This window comes from Curtobacterium sp. NPDC090217 (assembly GCF_044746705.1).
Lineage (GTDB): Bacteria > Actinomycetota > Actinomycetes > Actinomycetales > Microbacteriaceae > Curtobacterium.
On record NZ_JBIVCR010000004.1, the window covers coordinates 236,193 to 255,100 of the forward strand.

23 protein-coding genes are annotated in these 18,908 nt (G+C 70.6%); 12 read left to right on the top strand and 11 right to left on the bottom strand.

Going from position 1 to position 18,908, the window contains the following annotated elements; all coding sequences use genetic code 11:
* Positions 1-151 precede the first annotated feature (151 nt).
* Positions 152-1,126 (top strand): carbohydrate kinase family protein, encoded by a 975-nt coding sequence (locus tag ACIPJ2_RS15340; protein WP_402729537.1) that lies wholly within the window; start codon positions 152-154, stop codon positions 1,124-1,126.
* Between the two features lie 73 nt (positions 1,127-1,199).
* Here the strand turns inward: ACIPJ2_RS15340 and ACIPJ2_RS15345 are convergent, their stop codons facing one another.
* The 5 genes from ACIPJ2_RS15345 to upp form a co-directional block, all read right to left on the bottom strand.
* Positions 1,200-2,642 (bottom strand): serine hydrolase domain-containing protein, encoded by a 1,443-nt coding sequence (locus ACIPJ2_RS15345; protein ID WP_402729538.1) that lies wholly within the window; start codon positions 2,640-2,642, stop codon positions 1,200-1,202.
* Entirely contained in the window at positions 2,639-3,988 is a 1,350-nt protein-coding gene (locus tag ACIPJ2_RS15350; RefSeq protein ID WP_402729539.1) for a cryptochrome/photolyase family protein, read from the bottom strand. The genes ACIPJ2_RS15345 and ACIPJ2_RS15350 overlap by 4 nt, the downstream gene beginning before the upstream one ends.
* Positions 3,985-4,500 (bottom strand): MarR family winged helix-turn-helix transcriptional regulator, encoded by a 516-nt coding sequence (locus ACIPJ2_RS15355; RefSeq protein ID WP_402729540.1) that lies wholly within the window; start codon positions 4,498-4,500, stop codon positions 3,985-3,987. The genes ACIPJ2_RS15350 and ACIPJ2_RS15355 overlap by 4 nt, the downstream gene beginning before the upstream one ends.
* A gap of 306 nt (positions 4,501-4,806) precedes the next feature.
* On the bottom strand, positions 4,807-5,574 hold the full coding sequence (locus ACIPJ2_RS15360; protein WP_281265168.1) for a winged helix-turn-helix domain-containing protein: 768 nt from the start codon (positions 5,572-5,574) through the stop codon (positions 4,807-4,809).
* A gap of 417 nt (positions 5,575-5,991) precedes the next feature.
* Positions 5,992-6,627 (bottom strand): uracil phosphoribosyltransferase, encoded by a 636-nt coding sequence (gene upp / locus ACIPJ2_RS15365; protein ID WP_402729541.1) that lies wholly within the window; start codon positions 6,625-6,627, stop codon positions 5,992-5,994.
* Positions 6,628-6,703: 76 nt separating this feature from the next.
* Here upp and ACIPJ2_RS15370 point away from each other — a divergent pair, with 76 nt between their 5' ends.
* On the top strand, positions 6,704-7,135 hold the full coding sequence (locus ACIPJ2_RS15370; protein ID WP_402729715.1) for a nucleoside deaminase: 432 nt from the start codon (positions 6,704-6,706) through the stop codon (positions 7,133-7,135).
* A gap of 4 nt (positions 7,136-7,139) precedes the next feature.
* On the opposite strand, the gene ACIPJ2_RS15375 is transcribed toward ACIPJ2_RS15370, so the two are convergent.
* Both ACIPJ2_RS15375 and ACIPJ2_RS15380 read right to left on the bottom strand, forming a co-directional pair.
* Positions 7,140-7,517, bottom strand: coding sequence for a hypothetical protein (locus ACIPJ2_RS15375; RefSeq protein WP_402729542.1), 378 nt, complete (start codon positions 7,515-7,517; stop codon positions 7,140-7,142).
* 48 nt (positions 7,518-7,565) lie between these two features.
* Positions 7,566-8,522 carry a cation diffusion facilitator family transporter gene (locus ACIPJ2_RS15380; RefSeq protein ID WP_402729543.1) on the bottom strand — a complete coding sequence of 319 codons (957 nt, stop codon included), beginning with the start codon at positions 8,520-8,522 and terminating at the stop codon, positions 7,566-7,568.
* Between the two features lie 65 nt (positions 8,523-8,587).
* Here ACIPJ2_RS15380 and proC point away from each other — a divergent pair, with 65 nt between their 5' ends.
* Positions 8,588-9,418, top strand: coding sequence for a pyrroline-5-carboxylate reductase (gene proC, locus ACIPJ2_RS15385; RefSeq protein ID WP_402729544.1), 831 nt, complete (start codon positions 8,588-8,590; stop codon positions 9,416-9,418).
* A gap of 66 nt (positions 9,419-9,484) precedes the next feature.
* Here the strand turns inward: proC and ACIPJ2_RS15390 are convergent, their stop codons facing one another.
* Both ACIPJ2_RS15390 and ACIPJ2_RS15395 read right to left on the bottom strand, forming a co-directional pair.
* Complete coding sequence (locus tag ACIPJ2_RS15390; RefSeq protein ID WP_281265163.1) at positions 9,485-10,180, bottom strand: TrkA family potassium uptake protein; 696 nt, start codon at positions 10,178-10,180, stop codon at positions 9,485-9,487.
* Positions 10,173-11,606: a TrkH family potassium uptake protein gene (locus tag ACIPJ2_RS15395; protein ID WP_402729545.1), complete on the bottom strand. Its 1,434-nt coding sequence runs from the start codon at positions 11,604-11,606 to the stop codon at positions 10,173-10,175. Before ACIPJ2_RS15395 ends, ACIPJ2_RS15390 begins: the two co-directional genes overlap by 8 nt.
* A 71-nt stretch (positions 11,607-11,677) precedes the next feature.
* On the opposite strand from ACIPJ2_RS15395, the gene ACIPJ2_RS15400 reads away from it, so the two are divergent.
* From ACIPJ2_RS15400 to ACIPJ2_RS15420, 5 genes are all read left to right on the top strand, one after another.
* Entirely contained in the window at positions 11,678-12,193 is a 516-nt protein-coding gene (locus tag ACIPJ2_RS15400) for an ArsR/SmtB family transcription factor (RefSeq protein WP_402729546.1), read from the top strand.
* Between the two features lie 180 nt (positions 12,194-12,373).
* A complete protein-coding gene (locus ACIPJ2_RS15405; protein WP_281265160.1) occupies positions 12,374-12,568 on the top strand; it encodes a helix-turn-helix domain-containing protein in 195 nt (64 codons plus the stop codon).
* Positions 12,569-12,698: 130 nt separating this feature from the next.
* Complete coding sequence (locus ACIPJ2_RS15410) at positions 12,699-12,797, top strand: 30S ribosomal protein bS22 (protein WP_003792170.1); 99 nt, start codon at positions 12,699-12,701, stop codon at positions 12,795-12,797.
* Between the two features lie 77 nt (positions 12,798-12,874).
* Positions 12,875-13,129: a glutaredoxin family protein gene (locus tag ACIPJ2_RS15415; RefSeq protein WP_402729547.1), complete on the top strand. Its 255-nt coding sequence runs from the start codon at positions 12,875-12,877 to the stop codon at positions 13,127-13,129.
* Positions 13,126-13,419 (top strand): Dabb family protein, encoded by a 294-nt coding sequence (locus ACIPJ2_RS15420; RefSeq protein ID WP_281265158.1) that lies wholly within the window; start codon positions 13,126-13,128, stop codon positions 13,417-13,419. The genes ACIPJ2_RS15415 and ACIPJ2_RS15420 overlap by 4 nt, the downstream gene beginning before the upstream one ends.
* 143 nt (positions 13,420-13,562) lie before the next feature.
* On the opposite strand, the gene aspS is transcribed toward ACIPJ2_RS15420, so the two are convergent.
* Positions 13,563-14,903, bottom strand: coding sequence for an aspartate--tRNA(Asn) ligase (gene aspS, locus ACIPJ2_RS15425; protein ID WP_402729548.1), 1,341 nt, complete (start codon positions 14,901-14,903; stop codon positions 13,563-13,565).
* Positions 14,904-15,050: 147 nt separating this feature from the next.
* Here aspS and ACIPJ2_RS15430 point away from each other — a divergent pair, with 147 nt between their 5' ends.
* A complete protein-coding gene (locus ACIPJ2_RS15430) occupies positions 15,051-15,521 on the top strand; it encodes a hypothetical protein (protein WP_402729549.1) in 471 nt (156 codons plus the stop codon).
* A gap of 68 nt (positions 15,522-15,589) precedes the next feature.
* On the opposite strand, the gene ACIPJ2_RS15435 is transcribed toward ACIPJ2_RS15430, so the two are convergent.
* Positions 15,590-16,000: a MerR family transcriptional regulator gene (locus tag ACIPJ2_RS15435; RefSeq protein WP_402729550.1), complete on the bottom strand. Its 411-nt coding sequence runs from the start codon at positions 15,998-16,000 to the stop codon at positions 15,590-15,592.
* A gap of 42 nt (positions 16,001-16,042) precedes the next feature.
* Between ACIPJ2_RS15435 and ACIPJ2_RS15440 the strand changes: the two genes are divergently transcribed.
* The 3 genes from ACIPJ2_RS15440 to ACIPJ2_RS15450 all read left to right on the top strand — a co-directional run bounded on the left by ACIPJ2_RS15440 (position 16,043) and on the right by ACIPJ2_RS15450 (position 18,877).
* Positions 16,043-17,533: a SulP family inorganic anion transporter gene (locus tag ACIPJ2_RS15440; RefSeq protein ID WP_402729551.1), complete on the top strand. Its 1,491-nt coding sequence runs from the start codon at positions 16,043-16,045 to the stop codon at positions 17,531-17,533.
* Positions 17,534-17,600: 67 nt separating this feature from the next.
* Positions 17,601-18,257, top strand: a complete 657-nt coding sequence (locus ACIPJ2_RS15445) for a histidine phosphatase family protein (protein WP_402729552.1) — start codon at positions 17,601-17,603, stop codon at positions 18,255-18,257.
* A complete protein-coding gene (locus tag ACIPJ2_RS15450) occupies positions 18,254-18,877 on the top strand; it encodes a TlpA family protein disulfide reductase (RefSeq protein WP_402729553.1) in 624 nt (207 codons plus the stop codon). The genes ACIPJ2_RS15445 and ACIPJ2_RS15450 overlap by 4 nt, the downstream gene beginning before the upstream one ends.
* Positions 18,878-18,908: the final 31 nt, after the last annotated feature.

Sequence of the window (18,908 nt, forward strand, 5' to 3'; positions counted from 1 at the left end):
GTCTCCGGCGGTGATCTCGGCTGGCCGCTGGAATGCGACTCACGGGTATATTAGCGGCAGAGTCCGACATCGGGCTGTGAGATTTGATAACACGCGCAAGGTAAACGCTCTCAAAGTGGAGATTTACTCGCCTTCACGTACACTGAGGGCGATGACATCACCGCCCGAGCCCTCCGCGGCCGCTCCGAGCGCCGCCAGGGCCAGCGGTGGAGGCCGGGTCGGTGGGCGCCGTCGCGGCGTCGGGAAGCGGTTCCTGGTGGTGGGGGACCTGCTCGACGGCGTCCTCGTCCAGACCCGGGCAGCGGCGGCCGGCGACCACGACCCCGCTGCGGTGATCCGACACCGCCCCGCGGGAGCTGCCGGCACGACCGCGACGTGGCTCGGGTGGCTCGGTGCCGAGGTCGACATGGTGGGTCGGGTCGGCGTCGACGACGTCTACCGACACGAGCGCGCGCTCGAGGACGCCGGCGTCCGACCGCACATCCGGTACGACGCGCGGACGTCGACCGGTGCGCTCGTGTCGGTGCGGGGACAGCGCGGCCGGACGTCGATGACGGACGGAGCCGCGAGCGCGCTGCTGTCCGCCGCCGACGTGCCGATCGAACTCGTCGCACGTGCCGACATCGTCCACCTGACCGGAGAGGCGATGCTCGGGTCCGGCGGGACCGACCGCCTCGTGGACCTCGTCGCCCGGGCGCGGACGGGCGCCGCGCGGGTCTCGCTCGACCCGTCCTCGATCGCGGCCGTGCGCCTGGTCGGCGGTCCCGCGTTCCTCGCGGCGGTGCGCGGCGTCGACCTCATCGTCCCGAATCGTGCCGAGGCGCTCGAACTCACCGGAGCGGACGAGCCGGAGGACGCCGTTCGGGTGCTCACCCGCCACGTCCCGTTGGTCGTCGTGACGCTCGGGGTGGACGGCGTGCTGGTCGGGCGTCCGGGGCGCACCCCGCAGCGGGTCCCGGCGACCCCGGCCACGGTGGTCGACGGGATCGGCGCCGGCGACGCGTTCGCGGCCGGGTTCATCCGCGCATGGGCGACCGATCCGGTCCGCGTCGGGGCGGCCGCACGGGAGGGCACCCGCGTGGCCGCTCGCGCCGTCGGGTTCGTCGGGGGCCGCCCGCCGGTGTGACCGAGTGGCTCGTCGGCCGCGGCCCGCTGGGCTGTTCGAGCGCCGCTGGCCGGCGTTCGGCGGTCGCTGCCCGTCAGCGTTCGGTGGGCTCCGCCGTGCAGATCAGGGTCTGGACGAGTCCGGCGGCGAGCGGCGCCAGCCGGATCTCTACACGGAGTCGGCCGTTCGTCCCCGGCAACCACCAGCGGAGGTGCGTCGGCGTGGACGACTGCTCCGCCACCGGCGCGGCCGACAGGTCGGCGCCGACGGTGCGGACCGCCTCGGCGATCGCCGAGCGACGGCGATCGTACGGCACGTCCAGCGCGACGTTCGGGGTGCAGATCGCGTCTGCCAGGTCGTCGCTCCAGTCGGACAGGAGGCGCGACACGGCACCCTGCGCGGCTCGCGTCTCCGGGAGCACCGTCACGGGTGACCGGCCGGTGGTACCCGCCGTGGCGGCCCCCGCTGCGAGCAGCAGGTCGTGCGCGGTCTCGGTCGGGACGGAGACCTTCGCCTGGGTCGCGTTCTCGAAGGCGACGACACCGAGGCCGGTCTGCACGGACCACCGCATGTGTGCCGAGAAGCCCGGGTAACCGCCGGAGTGGGAGACGATCGAGCCGTGTTCGTCGTCGTGCTCGACGAACAGTCCGAAGCCGTAGCCGATCGGACGCTTCGCGCTCGGGAACGCGCTCCCGGGGATCCGGCGCATCGCCTGCTGCATGAGTCGGCGATCGGCGGGGGAGACCGGCCCGGCCTCGGCGGCGTCACCGGCGCGGATCGGGGCGAACGCCGACGACAGGTGCCGCGCCCACCGCGACAAGTCGGCGACGGTCGAGAAGAGCCCACCGATCGGTGAGAAGGCACCAGGGCCCGAGATGGGGAGGGGTTCCCACGACCCGTCGTGTGGCCGGGCCCCGACCACGACGAACCGGCGGGCGTCGGCAGCGGCGAAGACGGTGTCGTCCAGACCGAGTGGGCGGAGGACGGCGTCCGAGGCGACCTGGGTGAACGGGCGACCGGCCACGACGGCGATCGCGCGGCCGAGCAGGGCGTAGCCGAGGTTCGAGTACGCGAAGCAGGTGCCGGGGACGGAGTCGAACAACAGGCCCGTGCGGAGCACCGCGTCGAGCGCGTCGTCGGAGATCGGCTCTTGCCGGTCGCCCCACGGATCGTCGGTGGGGAACCCGGCCGACATGGTCAGCAGCATCCGGAGCGTGGGGACGGGGGAGTCCGGTGTCGGGAGCTGCACGTCGGCGAACGCCGGGACGAAATCGGTGATCGGTGCGTCGAGGGAGACCAGGCCGTCAGCGACCAGGCCGAGGAGCGTGGCGGCGGTGACGCTCTTCGTGCAGGACGCGATCCGGTAGACCGTGTCGGCGTCCGGCGCGGCACCGTCCCCGCGGTCACCGTGTCCGCCGGAGGCCACGAGTCCGTCCGCGTCGAACACGCCCCACACGGAGCTCGGCGCGACGCCGCGCTCGACCCGGTCGCGGAACAGCGCGTCGATCTGCTCGATCGTGGCGGAGTCGATCGTCATGCGTGCCGCATCCTGTCGTAGGCGTCGAGCGCCCGCTTCCTGGTCTCCTTGAGGTCGACCATCGGCTCGGGACGGTCTTCGTCCGACGGGACCCACCGCCGCACGTACTCCCGGTGCGGGTCGAACCTTTCGAGCTGGCGCTCGGGGTTGAAGACGCGGAAGTACGGTGCGGCGTCGAACCCGGAGCCGGCGACCCACTGCCAGTTGCCGGGGTTGTTCGCGGCGTCGGCGTCCACCAGGGTGTCCCAGAACCACTGCTCGCCGACACGCCAGTCGACCAGGAGGTTCTTCACGAGGAAGCTCGCGGTCACCAGGCGCATCCGGTTGTGCATCGCACCGGTGTGCCAGAGCTCGCGCATCCCGGCGTCGACGAGGTCGATCCCGGTCCTGCCCTGCTGCCAGCGTTCGAGTTCCGAAGCGGATGCACGTCGCCACGGGAACGCGTCGAACTCGCGACGGACGTTGACCGTCGCGATGTCGTCGCAGTGGAAGTACTCGTTCCAGTTGAACTCGCGCCACGCGAGCTGCCGCAGGAACCCGGGTGCCTGCTTGCGCTGGTCTGGCTCGAGTCGCTCGTGCAGTCGGTGCCACACCTGGTACGGGCTGATCTCGCCCCAGCGCAGGTGCGGGGACAGTCCGCTCGTGGCGTCCATCGAGGGCTCGTCGCGCTGGTCGTAGTCCTCGAGCGCGTGGTCGACGAAGTGCTCCAGTCGGCGTGCGGCACCTTGCTCGCCGGGCTCCCACGTGTCGCGGAGCCCGCCTGCCCAGTCGGGCGTGGTCGGCAGGAGGTCCCAGTCGCCGAGGGAGTCGCCCGTCGCACGTGCCGGCGACGGGAGGTCGCGTGGCTTCGGCAGCGGGTGCCGCGGCTCCGGCATCGCCTGCGCTGCGTTCCAGAACGGCGTGAAGACCTTGAACGGCTCGCCCTGCCCGGTGAGCACGGTCCACGGTTCCCAGAGCAGGTTCGCCGCGAAGCTGTGCGCGTCGATCCCGCGGTCGGTCAGCGACGACTTGATGCCGGCGTCGATCTCTCGCTCGGCAGCCCCGTAGCGGCGGTTCCAGTAGACCGCCTCTGCTCCGGTGTCCGCGACGAGCTGGTCGATCGTGTCAGCGGCCGCTCCTCGGCGGAGCACCAGCCGTGAGCCGCGGTCGTGCAGCTCGGCGTCGAGCGCGGCGAGGGAGTGGTGCAGCCACCACCGAGCGGCGGCACCGATCGCGCGGACGCCGGGGCTCTCGTCGTCGAGGACGTAGACCACCGTGACGTGTCCGCCGTGGTCGATCCCGGCGCGCAGGGCGGGGTTGTCCGCGAGACGCAGGTCGTCGCGGAGCCAGACGATCGCGCCCGTCACACCGTGGCCGGATCGGTCTGGGGCACGGCCCGGTCGATGCGTCGGGCAGGTGGGGCGTCCGCCGAGGCGACGCGCAACTTGGTGCAGAGGTCGGTCAGCGTCCGCTGCTCCGACTCCGTGAGCCCGGCGCCGACCTGGGCGGCGATGCTCGCCGCGTGCTGGACGGCGACGGCACGGTAGACGTCGAACCCGAGCGGCGTGAGGGCCACGATGACACCGCGTGCATCGGTCGGGTCCGGCTGCTTCTCGACGATGCCGCGCGCGGTGAGCCGGTCGACGAGGCGGCTGACGCTCGGTTGCGTCAGGAGCAGGTGCCCGGTGAGGTCACGCATCCGGCAGCGTCGTCCGGGCTGCGTGGAGAGGTTGAAGCAGACGTCGTACTCGTTGAAGGAGATCTCCCCGCCGGGGAACTCGGAGTTGAGGTTCCGCATCACCGTGACCTGGGCGCGGAACAGCGCTTCCCATGCGGCCACGGCGGTCGCCTTGTCGCTGACGCGCGCCTTGTCGTTCACGCTGTCACTCCCTCTGTCCGGTGGTCCTCCAGCCTACCGACGGCCTCCGACACCGGGGTACGGACATGCGCCTCCGTCATGCGCTTCCGACAGATGCACGAGGGCCGGTCGCTCATCGAGCGACCGGCCCTCTCCCTTGCACCAAGAGTGTCCTGCAATCACATTCCGCAGACGCTGCCACAGCAAACACCGTCTGCACGAACGACTGTATAACGAAGCGGTAACGGGCGCCAGCCGGAAGTGCCGTCGTTCGCTGCGAGTTCACCAAGAGGGGCACAAACGTCGGGTGTGTGCGCCCCCGATGGCTCAGAAGAGGTCGGGCGACGGGGTCGACGCGTAGCGCACGGCGACGTCCGCGTGGCGGTCGAACCGGTAGCCGACGCCACGGACCGTGCGGACGATCTCCTCGAACGCGCCGAGCTTCGACCGGAGGCGCCGCACGTGCACGTCGATCGTGCGCTCGTTCGGGGTCTCGTCCTCGCCGTCCGACCAGAGCCCCTCGATGATCGCCGAGCGGTCGACGGTGCGTCCCTCGCGGAGGACGAGGAACTGCAGCAGCTCGAACTCCTTGTACGTCAGGGGAGCGGCTTCACCGTCGAGCACCACACGCTTCCGGGAGATGTCGATGACGACACCGGTCTCCTCGGGCTCGGGCTTCTCGGCCTGCTTGCGGGCGGCGACGGCCGAACGGTCCTGCAGCGCCAGGCGGACGACGTCGACGTCGCGTCCGCCGGAGTTCTCGGCGGCGACGGCGACTGCCGCGTAGGTCTCGGCGGTGGGGACCAGCTGCGCGGTCAGCGCCTTGAGCTGTTCCACGACCGCAGCGAGCGTGGTCCCGGCGGCTGCGGCCTTCTCCTCGTCGATGCCGACGTAGAGCGCGAAGCCGCGGGCCTCGGTGCCCTCCGGAAGGGCGCGGTTGCGCTGCGGGGCGACGACGGGGCTCGTCGGGATGGTCGTGGCCTCCGGCTGGACGGCGCCACGGCGGGGACGGATCGGCGTGACCGTGCCGAGGTCGACCGGCGCCGGGGCGGCGGTACGGAGCGAGGTACGAGGCTGGGCGATGGTGAGCGACATGGTGGTTCTCCGGGCGATGAAGGTGTCGAATGCGTCGGCCCGGGTACGGCTGTGCCGATCGACGGAATGTCGATGCGCCCTGCGGTCCTGCTGCGGACCGGGGCGGACCCGGGGGTACTGGTGATCGACCTCGCGACGAACGTGCGCGTCGCCGGTGGTCGTCACCTGGGGATCACTCGCCCGCGACCGGGGTGGTGTCGCGGGGGATCCGGCTGGAACGGGTACCGATCAGGCACACATTCGACAACGCATGACGGCCATCGCCGGCATCATCGTGCCGGCGGTCCCCACTGCCCCTGCGGAGGAGCACGCCTTGGAGAAGACGCGGGTGGACACGGTTGCAGTCATGTCCATGAGTATCGGCGGTATACCAACCCGCTGTCAACCGTCCGAGCGGACGGTCCGCCCCGCCCGGCGCTACTCGGCCAGGCCGTAGAGACGGTCGCCGGCGTCGCCGAGTCCCGGGATGATGTAGCCGTTCTCGTCGAGCCGCTCGTCGAGCGCGCCCAGCACGATGGTGACGTCGCGGTCGGCGACGGCGTCCTCGACGGCCTTGAGGCCCTCCGGGGCGCCGAGGATGCACACGCAGGTGACGGATTCGGCGCCGCGGGCGAAGAGGAAGTCGATCGCCGCGGCGAGGGTGCCACCGGTCGCGAGCATCGGGTCGAGCACGAAGCACTGTCGGCCCGTGAGGTCGTCGGGCAGGCGCTCGGCGTAGGTCTGCGGCTCGAGGGTCTCCTCGTTGCGCGCCATGCCGAGGAAGCCGACCTCTGCGGTGGGGACGAGCTTGACCATGCCCTCGAGCATGCCGAGCCCGGCACGCAGGATCGGGACGACCAGCGGGCGGGGCTTGGCGATGGAGACGCCCATCGTCTGTGCCACCGGGGTCGAGATCGGGGTCGCCGTGACCCGGACGTTGCGCGTTGCTTCGTACGCGAGGAGCGTGACGAGCTCCTCGGTCAGCGCCCGGAACGTCGGGGAGGGTGTGGTCCGGTCGCGGAGCACCGAGAGCTTGTGGGTGATGAGCGGGTGGTCGGCGACGTGGACTCGCATAGGGTCGAGCCTACCGTGCCGCCAACCGCCAGGAGGTCCCGTGGAAGAGCCGGCAGCCCGCCCGTACCTCGCCGCGATGGAACGCGCGCTCGAGGAGGCCAGGGCGTGTCTGGCGACGGCGGACGTCCCCGTCGGCGCCGTGGTGCTCGACGAGCACGGCGCGGTGGTCGCGACCGGCCGTAACGAGCGCGAGGCCACGCAGGACCCGACGGCGCACGCCGAGGTGCTCGCGCTCCGGGCAGCCGCACGGGCGACGGGGGACTGGCACCTGGAACGGCACACCCTGGTCGTGACGCTCGAGCCGTGCCCGATGTGTGCTGGTGCGATCCTCGCCGCGCGCGTGCCGCGGATCGTCTTCGGCGCGTGGGACCCGAAGGCGGGAGCGTCCGGCAGCGTCTACGACATCGCCAGGGACCGTCGTCTGCCGCACCGGTCCGAGGTCGTCGCCGGTGTCCTCGAGGCGGAGTGCGCGGCGCTGCTCGACGACTTCTTCCAGCAGCGCCGCTGACGCGCTACTTCCAGAGCACCGCGATGAGCACGTTGACGATCGCGAGCGCACCGGCCGAGTGGAAGAACGGCAGCGCCGCCTTCGCCTTCGCGGTCCCGGCGTCCGCCCGCTTCTGGCGCGCACGAGCGACGAACGCCAGCACGAGCGCCACGGCGGCGATGACGAGCTTGACGCCGAGCTTGGCGTGGTTCGCCCCGCCGTCACTCGTCGCGTCGATGACGCCCATCATCCCGAGGCCGGTCACGAGCTGCGTGACGAGACCGGTGATCACCCAGAACGTCTGGAAGCCGCCCTTGCGGCGCATCTGCACCAGGAACGCGCCGATCACGGCCGCGAGGCCGATGAAGTGCAGGACGAGCAGGACGTTGAAGAGCACCGACATGGCTCCATCGTGGCGGACCGCCCGACGGCTCCGCCACGAAGGGGAACCTCAGTCGGCGGCCCTGATGACGATCGCCTCGGTGGGCGGACGCGGACCGGTGCGGAGCACGTCCGGCTCGACGTAGATGACCCGCGCGATCGGCACGGCCGCGCGGACCCGCTGTTCGACGGTGTCGATCCCGGCGGCGACGTCACCGAGCCGGCGGTCCCCGTCGACGGCGACCTTCACGCCGACCATCAGCTCGTCAGGGCCGAGGTACAGGGTCTTGATGTGGATGATCGACTCGACCTCGGGGCCGTCGAGCACCGCGGCCTTGATGCGCTGGACGTCGGCGGCCGTCGCACCCTCGCCGACGAGCAGGCTCTTCGTCTCGACGCCGAGCACGAGCGCGACCGCGATGAGCAACACCGCGATGAGGATCGTGCCGATGGCGTCGAACACCCCGTTGCCGGTGAGCACCGTCAGCCCGACGCCGAAGAACGCGAACACGAGGCCGCAGAGCGCCGCGGTGTCCTCCAGCATGACGACGGGCAGCTCGGGAGCCTTGGCCCGGCGGACGTACTGGACCCACGACAGCGCGCCCTTGTGCGGCTTCGCCTCCTTGAGCGCGGTCCGGAGCGAGAAGCCCTCGAGCCCGATCGCGATGACGAGCACCACCAGCGGCAGCCACCAGTTCTCGAGCGGGTGCGGGTGCTGCAGCTTCTCGATGCCCTCGTACAGGGAGAAGACGCCACCGACGGAGAACAGCACGATGGACACGACGAACGCGTACACGTAGCGCTCGCGTCCGTACCCGAAGGGGTGTTCCTCGTCCGCAGCGCGCCGGGCGCGTCGTCCGCCGAGGAGCAGCAGGAGCTGGTTCGCCGAGTCGGCGAGCGAGTGCACGCCCTCCGCGAGCATCGACGCCGATCCGCTGATCGCCGCGGCGACGAACTTCACGATCGCGATGCCGACGTTCGCGCCGAGTGCGGCGAAGATGGCCCGGTTGCCTCCGGAAGCGCTCACTGTGACCCCTGTCTCCTGATCTGCTGCACGATCCTACGCAGCCGGTCGATCGGTAGGGTCTGGGCATGACGATCGAACTCCCTCGCACCGCCCTCGTCGGCGTCGGATCCATGTCCGGCGCGGTCCTCGACGGGCTCCTCGCCGCCGGACTGTCCCCGGACACCGTGGTCGTGACGACGAAGTCCGAGTCGTCCGCCGCCGCCCACCGGGAGCGCGGACTCGACGCCCACGCGAGCGACACCGACGCCGACGCGAACCGCGCGGCCGTCCGCGGCGCGGCACTCGTCGTGCTCGGCGTGAAGCCGTTCGCGATCGGCGACGTCCTCGACGAGATCGCCGGCGACCTCGAGCCGGGTGCCGTGGTCGTGAGCGTCGCCGTCGGTGTGACGACGAGCGCGATGGAGGCGAGGGTGCCCGACACCGTGCGGGTCGTCCGCGCCCTCCCGAACACCCCCATCGGCGTCGGTCACGGCGTCACCGGGATCAGCGGTGGTGCGTCCGCCGACGCGGAGGCGGTCGCGCTCGCCTCGAGCCTCTTCGAGGTGTCCGGCTCGGTCATCGAGGTGCCAGAGGACGAGCTCGACGCCCTGTCGGCGGTGTCCGGCTCCGGTCCCGCGTACGTGTTCCTGTTCGTCGAGGAGTGGCAGCGCGCCGCCGAGTCGCTCGGCTTCACGCCCGAGCAGGCGGAGACGATGGTGCAGGGGACCGTCCGCGGCGCGGTCGAGCTGCTCGAGCGGTCCGGCAAGGAGCCGTCGGAGCTCCGGCGCGCGGTGACGAGTCCGAAGGGCACCACCGAGCGCGCCGTCGCGGTGCTGCAGGAGGCGGACCTGGCGGACACGCTCCGCCGTGCCGCGGATGCGGCGATCGCGCGCGCCGAGGAGCTGTCGAAGCTCTAGACGGAACCAGCAGGCGGACGGGAGGCTCGTGGCGGCGCCGCCACGAGCCTCCCGTCCGTCTTCGCCCTATTCCAGGGCCGCGAACCGCTCCAGCGCGGTCGTCGACCCGGACACGATGATCACGTCGTGCTCGCCGATGACGCTGTCCGGCGTCGCCGGCACGAAGGCCTCACCGGGCGGCTTGATGCCGAGCACCGTCAGTCCGAACCGCGTCCGGATCGCGGTGGTGCCGAGGTCCTTCCCCCGGACCGCGCGCGGCGGGAACATCTTGACGACCGCGAAGTCGTCGTCGAACTCGATGAAGTCGAGCATCCGGCCGGAGACCAGGTGCGCGGTGCGTTCGCCGGCCTCGCGTTCCGGGTAGACGACGTGGTTCGCGCCGATGCGGGACAGGATCGTCCCGTGCGAGCGGCTGATCGCCTTCGCCCAGATCTGGGGGATGCCGAGGTCCACGAGGTTCGCGGTGATGAGGACGCTCGACTCCAGGTCGCTGCCGGTCCCGACGACCGCGATCGGGAAGTCCTGGGCGCCGATCTGCCGGAGCGCGTCGATGTCCGTCGCGTCGGCCTGGACCGCGTGCGTGACGCGGTCTGACCACTTCTGGACGAGCCCGGCGTCGGTGTCCACGACGAGGACCTCGCGGTCCTGCCGTTCGAGCTGCCCGGCGGTGGCGGCGCCGAAGCGACCGAGACCGATGACGAGCACCGGGGCGTCGTGGCTGACGGCACCGAACGGGTGCTGCTGGTGGGTTCGGTCAGCCAACGATCGGCCTCTCCTCTGGGCGGCGGAACAGTTGCCGGCTCTGGCTGGCGGCCAGTGCTGCGGCGATGGTCACTGTACCGACACGACCGAGGAACATCGTGGCCGCGAGGACGTACTTGCCGGACTCTGGCAGGTCGGCGGAGACCCCGGATGACAGGCCGCACGTGGCGAAGGCCGAGATCACCTCGAACAGCACTCGGTCCAGGGACTCGTGCGTGATCTGCAGCAGCACGACCGTGGCGACGGCGACGATCGTGGCGCCCCACAGCACGACGGCCACGGCGACGCGGAGCACGTCGCTCGGGATCCGTCGGCCGAACGCCTCCATGCTCTGCCGGCCACGCGCCTCGGCGACCGCCGCGAGGAACAGGACCGCGAGCGTCGTGACCTTGATGCCACCAGCGGTCGATGCCGAGCCGCCGCCGATGAACATGAGCATGTCGGTGACGAGCAGGCTCGAACCGTTGAGCTGGTCGAAGTCGACGAGCGAGAAGCCGCCTGACCGGGTCATCGTCGACAGGAAGAGCGCCTGGAACGCGGTGCGGCCGGCGCCCTCCTCACCGAACGTGGTCGGGTTCGAGGCCTCGAGCGCGATGTAGACGATCGCCCCGCCGACGAGCAGCACGGCGCTGGTGGCCAGCGTGAGCTTGACGTGGATCGGCCACCTCCGCGGCGTGCGGAGCTGCTTCGTGAGTGCGCGGATCACCGGGAAGCCGATCGAGCCGGCGACGACGCCGACCATCAGCAGCGAGAGGAACCAGTAGTCGTGCGCGAACGGGTCGAGGCCGCTGGCGTTCGGCGCGAACCCGGTGTTCGTGAACGCCATGGCCGCGTAGTAGAAGGAGTCGCCGACGGCCGTCCAGAAGGGGATGCCGGCGATGAGCACCGACGGCAGGAGCAGGAGCCCGAGCACGATCTCGATCGACAGGGTGCTCACCGCGACCGTCGCGAGCAGCGTGCCGACCTCACCGAGCCGGACGGCCTGCCCCTCCGGGACGGCACCGTGGTGCGTCCGCAGCGGGTTCGAGTCGCCTGCCGCCATGAGCTTCGCGCGGAGCCCGAGCTTCCTGGTCACGAAGAGCCCGAGGATCGACGCGAAGGTGAGCACCCCGACCGCACCGATCTGCGTCCCGATCACCACGAGCGTCTTGCCGAACACCGACCAGTGCGTGGCCATGTCGACGGTGGACAGTCCGGTCACGCAGACGACCGACGCCGCGGTGAAGAGCGCGTCCGCGAAGTGCGTCGACTGGCGATCGGCGGCGGCGATCGGCGTCATGAACAGGAACGTGAACACGAGGATGAGCGCGACGAACACCATGATCGCGAGCCGCGACGGCGAGGAACGGAGCACGGTCCCGATCCGGGAGACCCGTCGCCGGGCAGGGCTCGCTGAGACGGTCGGCGGCTCCGTGCGGTCGAGCATCGTATGCCTCCGGGGACATGGGCGGGACGCATCGCATGGTACATCCGCGCCGGGCCGGTTAGCCTTTCCCCATGGCCGACATCTTCAGCGTGGTCGCGGACCCGACGCGGCGGGAACTCCTCGGGGCCCTCCTCTCGGCCTACGGCGCCGACGCGACCGGCGGAGAGCTCAGCGTCGGTCAGCTGGTCGAGAAGCTCGGGGTCAGCCAGCCCACCGTCTCGAAGCACCTGCGCGTCCTCCGGGACATCGGGCTCGTCACGAGTCGTGAGGAAGGGCAGCACCGCTACTACCGGCTCGACCCGGAACCGCTCCTGCACATCGAGGAGTGGGTCGTGCCGTTCACCGGAGCGGTCGACGCCGACGGCACCCCGGCGACGACGGCGTGGACCCTCGACGGGCAGCCCGTCTCGGTCCGCCGGAACGGCGCGGCCGGCAAGGCGACGGTCGAGGTCGGCACCGAGCTCGGGCGCGTCATGGCCGAGGCGTCGTACCGCGCCACCGCGGCGTTCTCGGGCGCGCAGCAGGGCTGGGAGCGGGTCGTCGAGAGCTCGCGACGGCGGTTCACGAAGCGCGGCGAGGACGACTGACCTCACCCGTTCCGGGTGGTCTGGCACGGCGTGCTGTGCGGTGTTCCGCACCGTCCGTCCAGCGACCTCGACGATGCTGGACACGGGGGCTCACGCGCCCCTACAGTTACCAGTGACCACTCAGGTCACACATGAACTCCCGCGCTCGGGACCGAGCGCGAGCCCACCCGAAGGCGGACCATGACCGGCAGTTTCGACGACGTGCGCTTCCTCACCGTCGCTGAGGTCGCCGAGATGATGCGCGTGTCGAAGATGACCGTCTACCGCATGGTGCACGCAGGCGAGCTCCCCGCCATCCGGTTCGGCCGGTCGTTCCGGGTGCCGGAGTCCGCGGTCGCAGCGGTGCTGCGCGGTGGGATCGCGGACGTCGGCTGACCCGATCGGGTCCCGCCGGACTCGTCCGTTCGACATCACAGCGGCCCTCCGGTAGGATCGGGCAGGTTGATTTTCCGCGGCTTCATCGGCCCGGTGTCCGTACATCAGCATCAGTCCGAGCGAGGTCCACATGGGTTCTGTCATCAAGAAGCGTCGCAAGCGCATGGCGAAGAAGAAGCACCGCAAGCTCCTTCGCAAGACGCGTCACCAGCGTCGCAACAAGAAGTAGGTCGCAAGACCGTCGTGAAGCCCCGGTTCGCCGGGGCTTTTGCGTTGGCACCAGTGGTGCTGACTACGCTGGGGGGCATGCCAGCCGTGACGCTCCTCACCAAGCCCGGATGCCATCTCTGCGACGACGCCCGACCCGTCGTCGAACGGGTCGTCGCAGCGCATCCGGGGGTGACGCTCACCGAGACGTCGATCCTCGACGACGACGCGCTCCGACTCGAGTACGCGGAGGACATCCCCGTCGTGCTCATCGACGGTCGCGTCCACAGCAACTGGCGCGTCGACGAGGGCCGCCTCGTCCGCGCACTCGAGCAGGCAGGAGCCTCCGCATGATCCAGCACGTCGTCTCGTGGACACTCCGGGAGGACCTCGACCGGGCGTCCTCCATCGACCGGATCCGGACGCTCCTGCACGGACTGATCGGCGTCGTGCCGTCGATCCGCACGCTGCAGGTCGTCGAGAACGTCGCCTACCCCGGGAAGAACCAGGACGTCGCCGTGGTCGCGACGTTCGACGACCTCGCCGGGCTCGACGAGTACCAGGTGCACCCGGACCACCAGGCGGCCGCGGCCGAGATCCGTGGACTCGTCACGGGGCGGGCCGCCATCGACTGGCAGAGCTGAACCGAGCCTCCCCTCCGCCGCGCGCGTGCCGGTGCAAACCGCCCTCGCACAACCGAAAGCGGCTCGCGCCACGGGAATCCGTGGTGCGAGCCGCTTTCGGTTGCGTGGACGGACACGGCCGACGGCGCCGCCCGCGGGTCGACCTACGGGGTCAGGCGCGTCGGGCCGCGGAACAGGTACGTGACCTCGCGGATGGACGGCTCACCCAGCATGAGCATCAGCACGCGCGCGAGGCCCATGCCGAACCCACCGTGCGGCGGGACGCCGTAGCGGAAGAAGTCGAGGTACCAGCCGAGCTCGGTGGCGTCGAGCCCCTTCTCCTCCGCCTGGGCGGTGAGGACGTCGACGCGGTGCTCGCGCTGGGCGCCCGTGGAGATCTCGGCGCCGTTGAACAGCAGGTCGTAGCTGTTCGTGAGCGTCGGGTCGTCGGCGTGGCGCATGTGGTAGTACGGCCGGATCGAGGCGTCGTAGTCGGTGACGAAGACGAACTCCGAGCCGTGGTGCTCCTTCGCCCAGGCCGACACACGGCGCTCGCCCTCCGGGTCGAGGTCACCGTCGGCGCGCACGACGTCGTGGCCGCTGTCGGCCACGATCTTGCGGGCTTCGGCGAGGGTCACCCGGGGGAACGGCGTGGTCGGGACCTGCAGCTCGAAGCCGAAGACCTCCTCGATGTCCTTGCCGTACTTCGCCTTGACCGCGGAGATGCCGGCCACGAGGACCTCTTCGTGCATCGCCATGACGTCCTCGTGGGAGTCGATCCACGAGAACTCGGCGTCGACGGAGGTGAACTCGGTGGCGTGACGGCTGGTGAACGAGGGGTCGGCGCGGAACGCGTCGGCGATCTCGAACACGGCGCCGAAGCCGGCCGGCTGCGCCATCTGCTTGAAGTTCTGCGGCGACTGCGCGAGGTACGCCGTCGTCTCGAAGTACTCGAGCTGGAAGAGCTCGGCGCGGGACTCCGACGCCGAGGCCATCAGCTTCGGGGTGTGGATCTCGATGTAGTCGCGCTCGACCCAGTACGAGCGGAACGCGTGCTCCATCGTCGTCTGGACGCGGAAGATGAGGTTCTGCTTCCGGTTGCGGAGGTCGAGGAAGCGCCAGTCGAGTCGCTTGTCGAGCGAGGAGTCGTCGGCGATCGGGGTCTCCGGGATCGCTGCGCTGATGAGGGTCAGTTCGCCGACCTTGACCTCGAGGCCGCCGAGCTTGACGCGCTCGTCGTGCTTCAGGGTGCCGGTGACGTGGATGAAGGAGCCGTGCGCCAGACCCGAGATCGCCTCGGTCGTGGCGAGTGCCGCCGCCGAGGCGTCGTCGCCTTCGGTCGCCTCGCGCGTCGCGGGGTTGACGAGCTGGACGGCGCCGGTCTCGTCGCGCAGCACGACGAACTGCACCTTCTTCTGATCGCGGACGGTCTCGACCCATCCGGCCACGGAGACGGGACCGTCGGGGAGGGCGGCGAGGTCGCTGATGCGGGTGCGTTCGATCACGGTCGTCGAGTCTACCGGGCCGCCGGTTCTCCACAGCCCGGTTGCGTCCGGTGGTCGTCCACAGATGCGGTCTGGAGGCTCGGATCGCCTCCGCCGCGCTCGTAGCGTTCTCGATGTGGCCGGGTCGCGAGCGGGGAGGAGGTCCTCATGACGGAGGGGATCGAAGCACTCGCGGCCTGGCCACCTGCGGCGGTCGCGACGGTGGTGTCCGCGCTCGCTGCCGCGGCGCTGACGCTGCTCGGTGCTGTCGTCGGCGGCTGCTGGGCGATCGTGCGGTGGCGCCGCGACGTCCACCGCGAAGAGCGGGACCGGGCGTGGACGCGGATCGTCTGGGCGGTCGACCTCCTCTGCGCCGACGACGTCGGGCGCAACGAGATCGGTCGCGACGCGTTCCGAGCGGTGTACGACATGCAGATTGCTCGCGATGAGGACGTCCAGTTCGTGAGCATCGTGTCCGAGATCATCGGCTTCGAGAAAGGGGACGCCACATGGGCATCGCAATGGACGAGTGGAACGCGTACCGGGCGGAGCAACGGCGGAAGGCGATCCAGAAGCGATACCGGTTCCGCCCATGGAAGGTCGAGAAGGTCCTCGCCGAGCAGGAACGGCTCCAACTGATGATCCGCGCGATGATCCGCGAGCGCAGGGAGCTCGCGGAACGAGCGGAACTCGAGGATCCGGCAAGGTCAGGGGAGCGCGGCGCGGAGGGTGCTGAGGGTGCCGATGAACTCCTCGGCCATGCCCGCCCGCTCGACGAGCTTCGCGTGGCGGGCCCTCGCGTCCTCCAGGAAGGCATCGAGGCGCGCTGCGCGTGCGGCCGTGTCCTCCGCATCACCGCCGGGGAGCCCGTCGACGATGCCGAGCAGGTCGCCCATCTCCTCGAGTGAGAACCCGAGCGGCTTCATCCGGCGGATGACGAGCAGACGCTCCAGGTCGCGCGGGGTGTAGACGCGGAAGCCGCCGGTGGTCCTGCCGCTGGGGACGAGCAGACCGACCTCGTCGTAGTGCCGGATCGTCCGGAGCGACATCCCTGCGCGGTCGGCGAGCTCGCCGATGTGCATCGTCCCGGTCTCGTGCGCGTCGTCCTGGTCGCTCATCGCGGACAACTCTACCCTCACGTGACGGTAGAGTCGTCGGCGATGACGACCCTCACCTCAGCGCCGGCGGCCCCGAGCGTCCTGTCCGCACTCCGTTCGCCGAGGATCCTGACGCGCGAGGTACTCGCTGGGATCGTCACCGCGCTCGCCCTCATCCCCGAAGCGATCTCGTTCTCGGTCGTCGCGGGCGTCGACCCGGCGGTCGGGCTCATCTCGAGCGTGGTGATCGCCGTGGTGATCGCGATCGTCGGCGGCCGCCCGGCGATGGTGTCCGCAGCTGCCGGTTCCGTCGCGCTCGTGATCGCCCCGCTGGTGCGCGAGCACGGGATCGACTACCTCGTGCCGACGATCGTGCTCGGCGGCGTGATCCAGCTCGTGCTCGGCTTCCTCGGCGTCGCGCGGCTCATGCGGTTCATCCCGCGCAGCGTCAACGTGGCGTTCGTGAACGCCCTCGCGATCCTCATCTTCACGGCGCAGCTGCCGAACCTGTTCGGCCACGACGTGCCGCTCGTGGTCTGGCCGTTGACGGCGCTCGGCGTCGCGATCATCGTCGCGTTCCCGTTCCTGACGAAGGCGGTCCCGGCGCCGCTCGTCGCCGTGGTCGTCATCACCGCGATCACCATCGTCTTCAGCGTCGCCGTCCCCACGGTCGGGGACGAGGGCGCGCTGCCGACCGCGCTGCCCGGGTTCAGCGGGATCACGGTGCCGTTCTCGTTCGAGACTCTGTCGATCATCGCGCCGTACGCCTTCGGCATGGCGATCGTCGGCCTCATCGAGACGCTGCTGACGGCGCAGCTCGTCGACGCCATCACCGAGACCGGCTCGAGCAAATGGCGCGAGTCCTGGGGTCAGGGCATCGCCAACGTCGTCTCGGCGTTCTTCGGCGGCACGGGTGGCTGCGCGATGATCGGGCAGACCGTCATCAACGTGAAGACCGCAGGCGCCCGGACCAGGATCTCGACGTTCGTCGCGGGGGCGTCCGTCCTCGTGCTCACGATCGTGCTGCACGACGTGGTGGCCGAGATCCCGATGGCGGCGCTGACGGCCGTGATGCTGATGGTCTGCGTCGCCACCTTCGACTGGCACAGTATCCGCCCGAGGACCCTCGGTCGGATGCCCCTCGGCGAGACGGCCGTCATGGTCATCACCGTGGTCGTCGTCGTGCTGACGAACAACCTCGCCACCGGGGTGATCGTGGGTGTCGTCGTCGCGGCGCTGGTGTTCGCGCGGCGCGTGGCGCACGTCGTCACCGTGGTGCGGGAGCCCGTCGACGAGCACACCGTCCGCTACCGGGTCCGCGGCGCGCTGTTCTTCGCGTCCTCGAACGACCTCGTCACCCGGTTCTCCTACGCCGAGGACCCCGAGCACGTCGTCATCGACATGTCCGAGGCGCACGTGTTCGACGCGAGCACCGTTGCGGCACTCGACGGCGTGGAGCAGCGGTTCGCCAAGCACGGCTCGACCGTCGAGGTCGTGAACCTGAACACCGGGTCGGTCGCGCTGCACGGCAGGCTCTCCGGTCACCTCGACTGAGTGCTCCCGAAGCCGTGGATCGTCTGTGCGGGCGGTGGGAACAGCTGAGCGACCTAGACTGGAACCCATGCCCGCGACCCGAATCCACCTCGTGCGGCACGGCGAGGTACACAACCCGGACCGTGTGCTCTACGGCCGACTCCCGGGCTTCGGACTGAGCGAGCTCGGCACGGCCATGGCCGCCGCGTCCGCCGCCGCGTGGAAGGAGTCCGGCGTCGACGTGCGCCGGATCATCGCCTCGCCGCTGCAGCGCACGCAGGAGTCCGCCGCACCGTGGGCCGAGGCGTACGGCCTCGACGTCACGCTCGACGAACGCCTGATCGAGCCGACGAACCGCTACGAGGGACAGCCCCCCGGGTTCACGAAGCGCTCGCTCCGTCGTCCGGCCGAGTGGCCCTGGATCGCGAACCCGCTCCGCCCGAGCTGGGGGGAGGCGTACGAGTCGATCGCGAACCGCATGCTCGCCGCCGTCGCCACCGCGTGGGAGAGCACGGACGAGGGCGACGTCGTCCTCGTCAGTCACCAGCTGCCGATCTGGATGGTGCACCGGCGTCTCGCGGGGGAGCCCCTGTGGCACGACCCGCGCAAGCGTCGCTGCGACCTCTCGAGCATCACCACCCTCGAGCGTGTCCCCGGCACGCCGAGCGGTCGGTTCACCGAGGTCGGGTACGCCGACCCGGCCGAGGAACTCCGCGGGACGGCGATCGACGAAGGAGCAGTGTGACCGAGCGCAGCACGAAGGGGCGGCTCATCGCCGTCGGAGCGACCGCGCTGGTCGCGGCGATCGCCCTCACCGGCTGCTCGTCCGGCAGCAGCGACAAGCTCTCGCAGCAGTACGGCAGCGGGACGACGCAGAACTACATCTCCGGCGACGGCGCGGTGACCGAGGTCGCCCAGGACAAGCGCACGGACGCGGTCGACTTCGACGCGACGACCACCGACGGTGACGAGCTGACGGCGAAGGCGCTCCGCGGCAAGGTCGTCGTCCTGAACTTCTGGTACGCCGGCTGCCCGCCGTGCCGTGCCGAGGCGAAGTACCTGAACGAGGTGCACGAGAAGTACACCGACGACCAGGTCCAGTTCATCGGCGTCAACGTGCGCGACCAGAAGGCCACAGCCGCCGCGTTCGAGCGCACCTTCAAGGTCGACTACCCGACCGTGCTCGACGCCGACAAGGGCGAGATGCAGCTCGCGCTCTCCGGGCAGATCGCCCCGAACGCGGTCCCGGCGACGATCGTCCTCGACAAGCAGGGCCGGGTCGCGGCCCGCGTGCTCGGTGCCGTGGACAGTACGAGCATCCTCGACACCCTCGTGTCGGACGAGCTCAGCGGCAAGGCCTCCTGAGCCGTGGGCAGCAACCCCTTCGCCGACGCGA

Excerpts from the sequence above, each read along its gene's own strand:
- ACIPJ2_RS15340 (WP_402729537.1), top strand. The coding sequence starts at position 152 with ATGACATCACCGCCCGAGCCCTCCGCGGCCGCTCCGAGCGCCGCCAGG.
- ACIPJ2_RS15345 (WP_402729538.1), bottom strand. The coding sequence starts at position 2,642 with ATGACGATCGACTCCGCCACGATCGAGCAGATCGACGCGCTGTTCCGC.
- ACIPJ2_RS15360 (WP_281265168.1), bottom strand. The coding sequence starts at position 5,574 with ATGTCGCTCACCATCGCCCAGCCTCGTACCTCGCTCCGTACCGCCGCC.
- upp (WP_402729541.1), bottom strand. The coding sequence starts at position 6,627 with ATGCGAGTCCACGTCGCCGACCACCCGCTCATCACCCACAAGCTCTCG.
- ACIPJ2_RS15370 (WP_402729715.1), top strand. The coding sequence starts at position 6,704 with ATGGAACGCGCGCTCGAGGAGGCCAGGGCGTGTCTGGCGACGGCGGAC.
- ACIPJ2_RS15375 (WP_402729542.1), bottom strand. The coding sequence starts at position 7,517 with ATGTCGGTGCTCTTCAACGTCCTGCTCGTCCTGCACTTCATCGGCCTC.
- proC (WP_402729544.1), top strand. The coding sequence starts at position 8,588 with ATGACGATCGAACTCCCTCGCACCGCCCTCGTCGGCGTCGGATCCATG.
- ACIPJ2_RS15395 (WP_402729545.1), bottom strand. The coding sequence starts at position 11,606 with ATGCTCGACCGCACGGAGCCGCCGACCGTCTCAGCGAGCCCTGCCCGG.
- ACIPJ2_RS15400 (WP_402729546.1), top strand. The coding sequence starts at position 11,678 with ATGGCCGACATCTTCAGCGTGGTCGCGGACCCGACGCGGCGGGAACTC.
- ACIPJ2_RS15405 (WP_281265160.1), top strand. The coding sequence starts at position 12,374 with ATGACCGGCAGTTTCGACGACGTGCGCTTCCTCACCGTCGCTGAGGTC.
- ACIPJ2_RS15410 (WP_003792170.1), top strand. The coding sequence starts at position 12,699 with ATGGGTTCTGTCATCAAGAAGCGTCGCAAGCGCATGGCGAAGAAGAAG.
- ACIPJ2_RS15415 (WP_402729547.1), top strand. The coding sequence starts at position 12,875 with ATGCCAGCCGTGACGCTCCTCACCAAGCCCGGATGCCATCTCTGCGAC.
- ACIPJ2_RS15420 (WP_281265158.1), top strand. The coding sequence starts at position 13,126 with ATGATCCAGCACGTCGTCTCGTGGACACTCCGGGAGGACCTCGACCGG.
- ACIPJ2_RS15430 (WP_402729549.1), top strand. The coding sequence starts at position 15,051 with ATGACGGAGGGGATCGAAGCACTCGCGGCCTGGCCACCTGCGGCGGTC.
- ACIPJ2_RS15435 (WP_402729550.1), bottom strand. The coding sequence starts at position 16,000 with ATGAGCGACCAGGACGACGCGCACGAGACCGGGACGATGCACATCGGC.
- ACIPJ2_RS15440 (WP_402729551.1), top strand. The coding sequence starts at position 16,043 with ATGACGACCCTCACCTCAGCGCCGGCGGCCCCGAGCGTCCTGTCCGCA.
- ACIPJ2_RS15445 (WP_402729552.1), top strand. The coding sequence starts at position 17,601 with ATGCCCGCGACCCGAATCCACCTCGTGCGGCACGGCGAGGTACACAAC.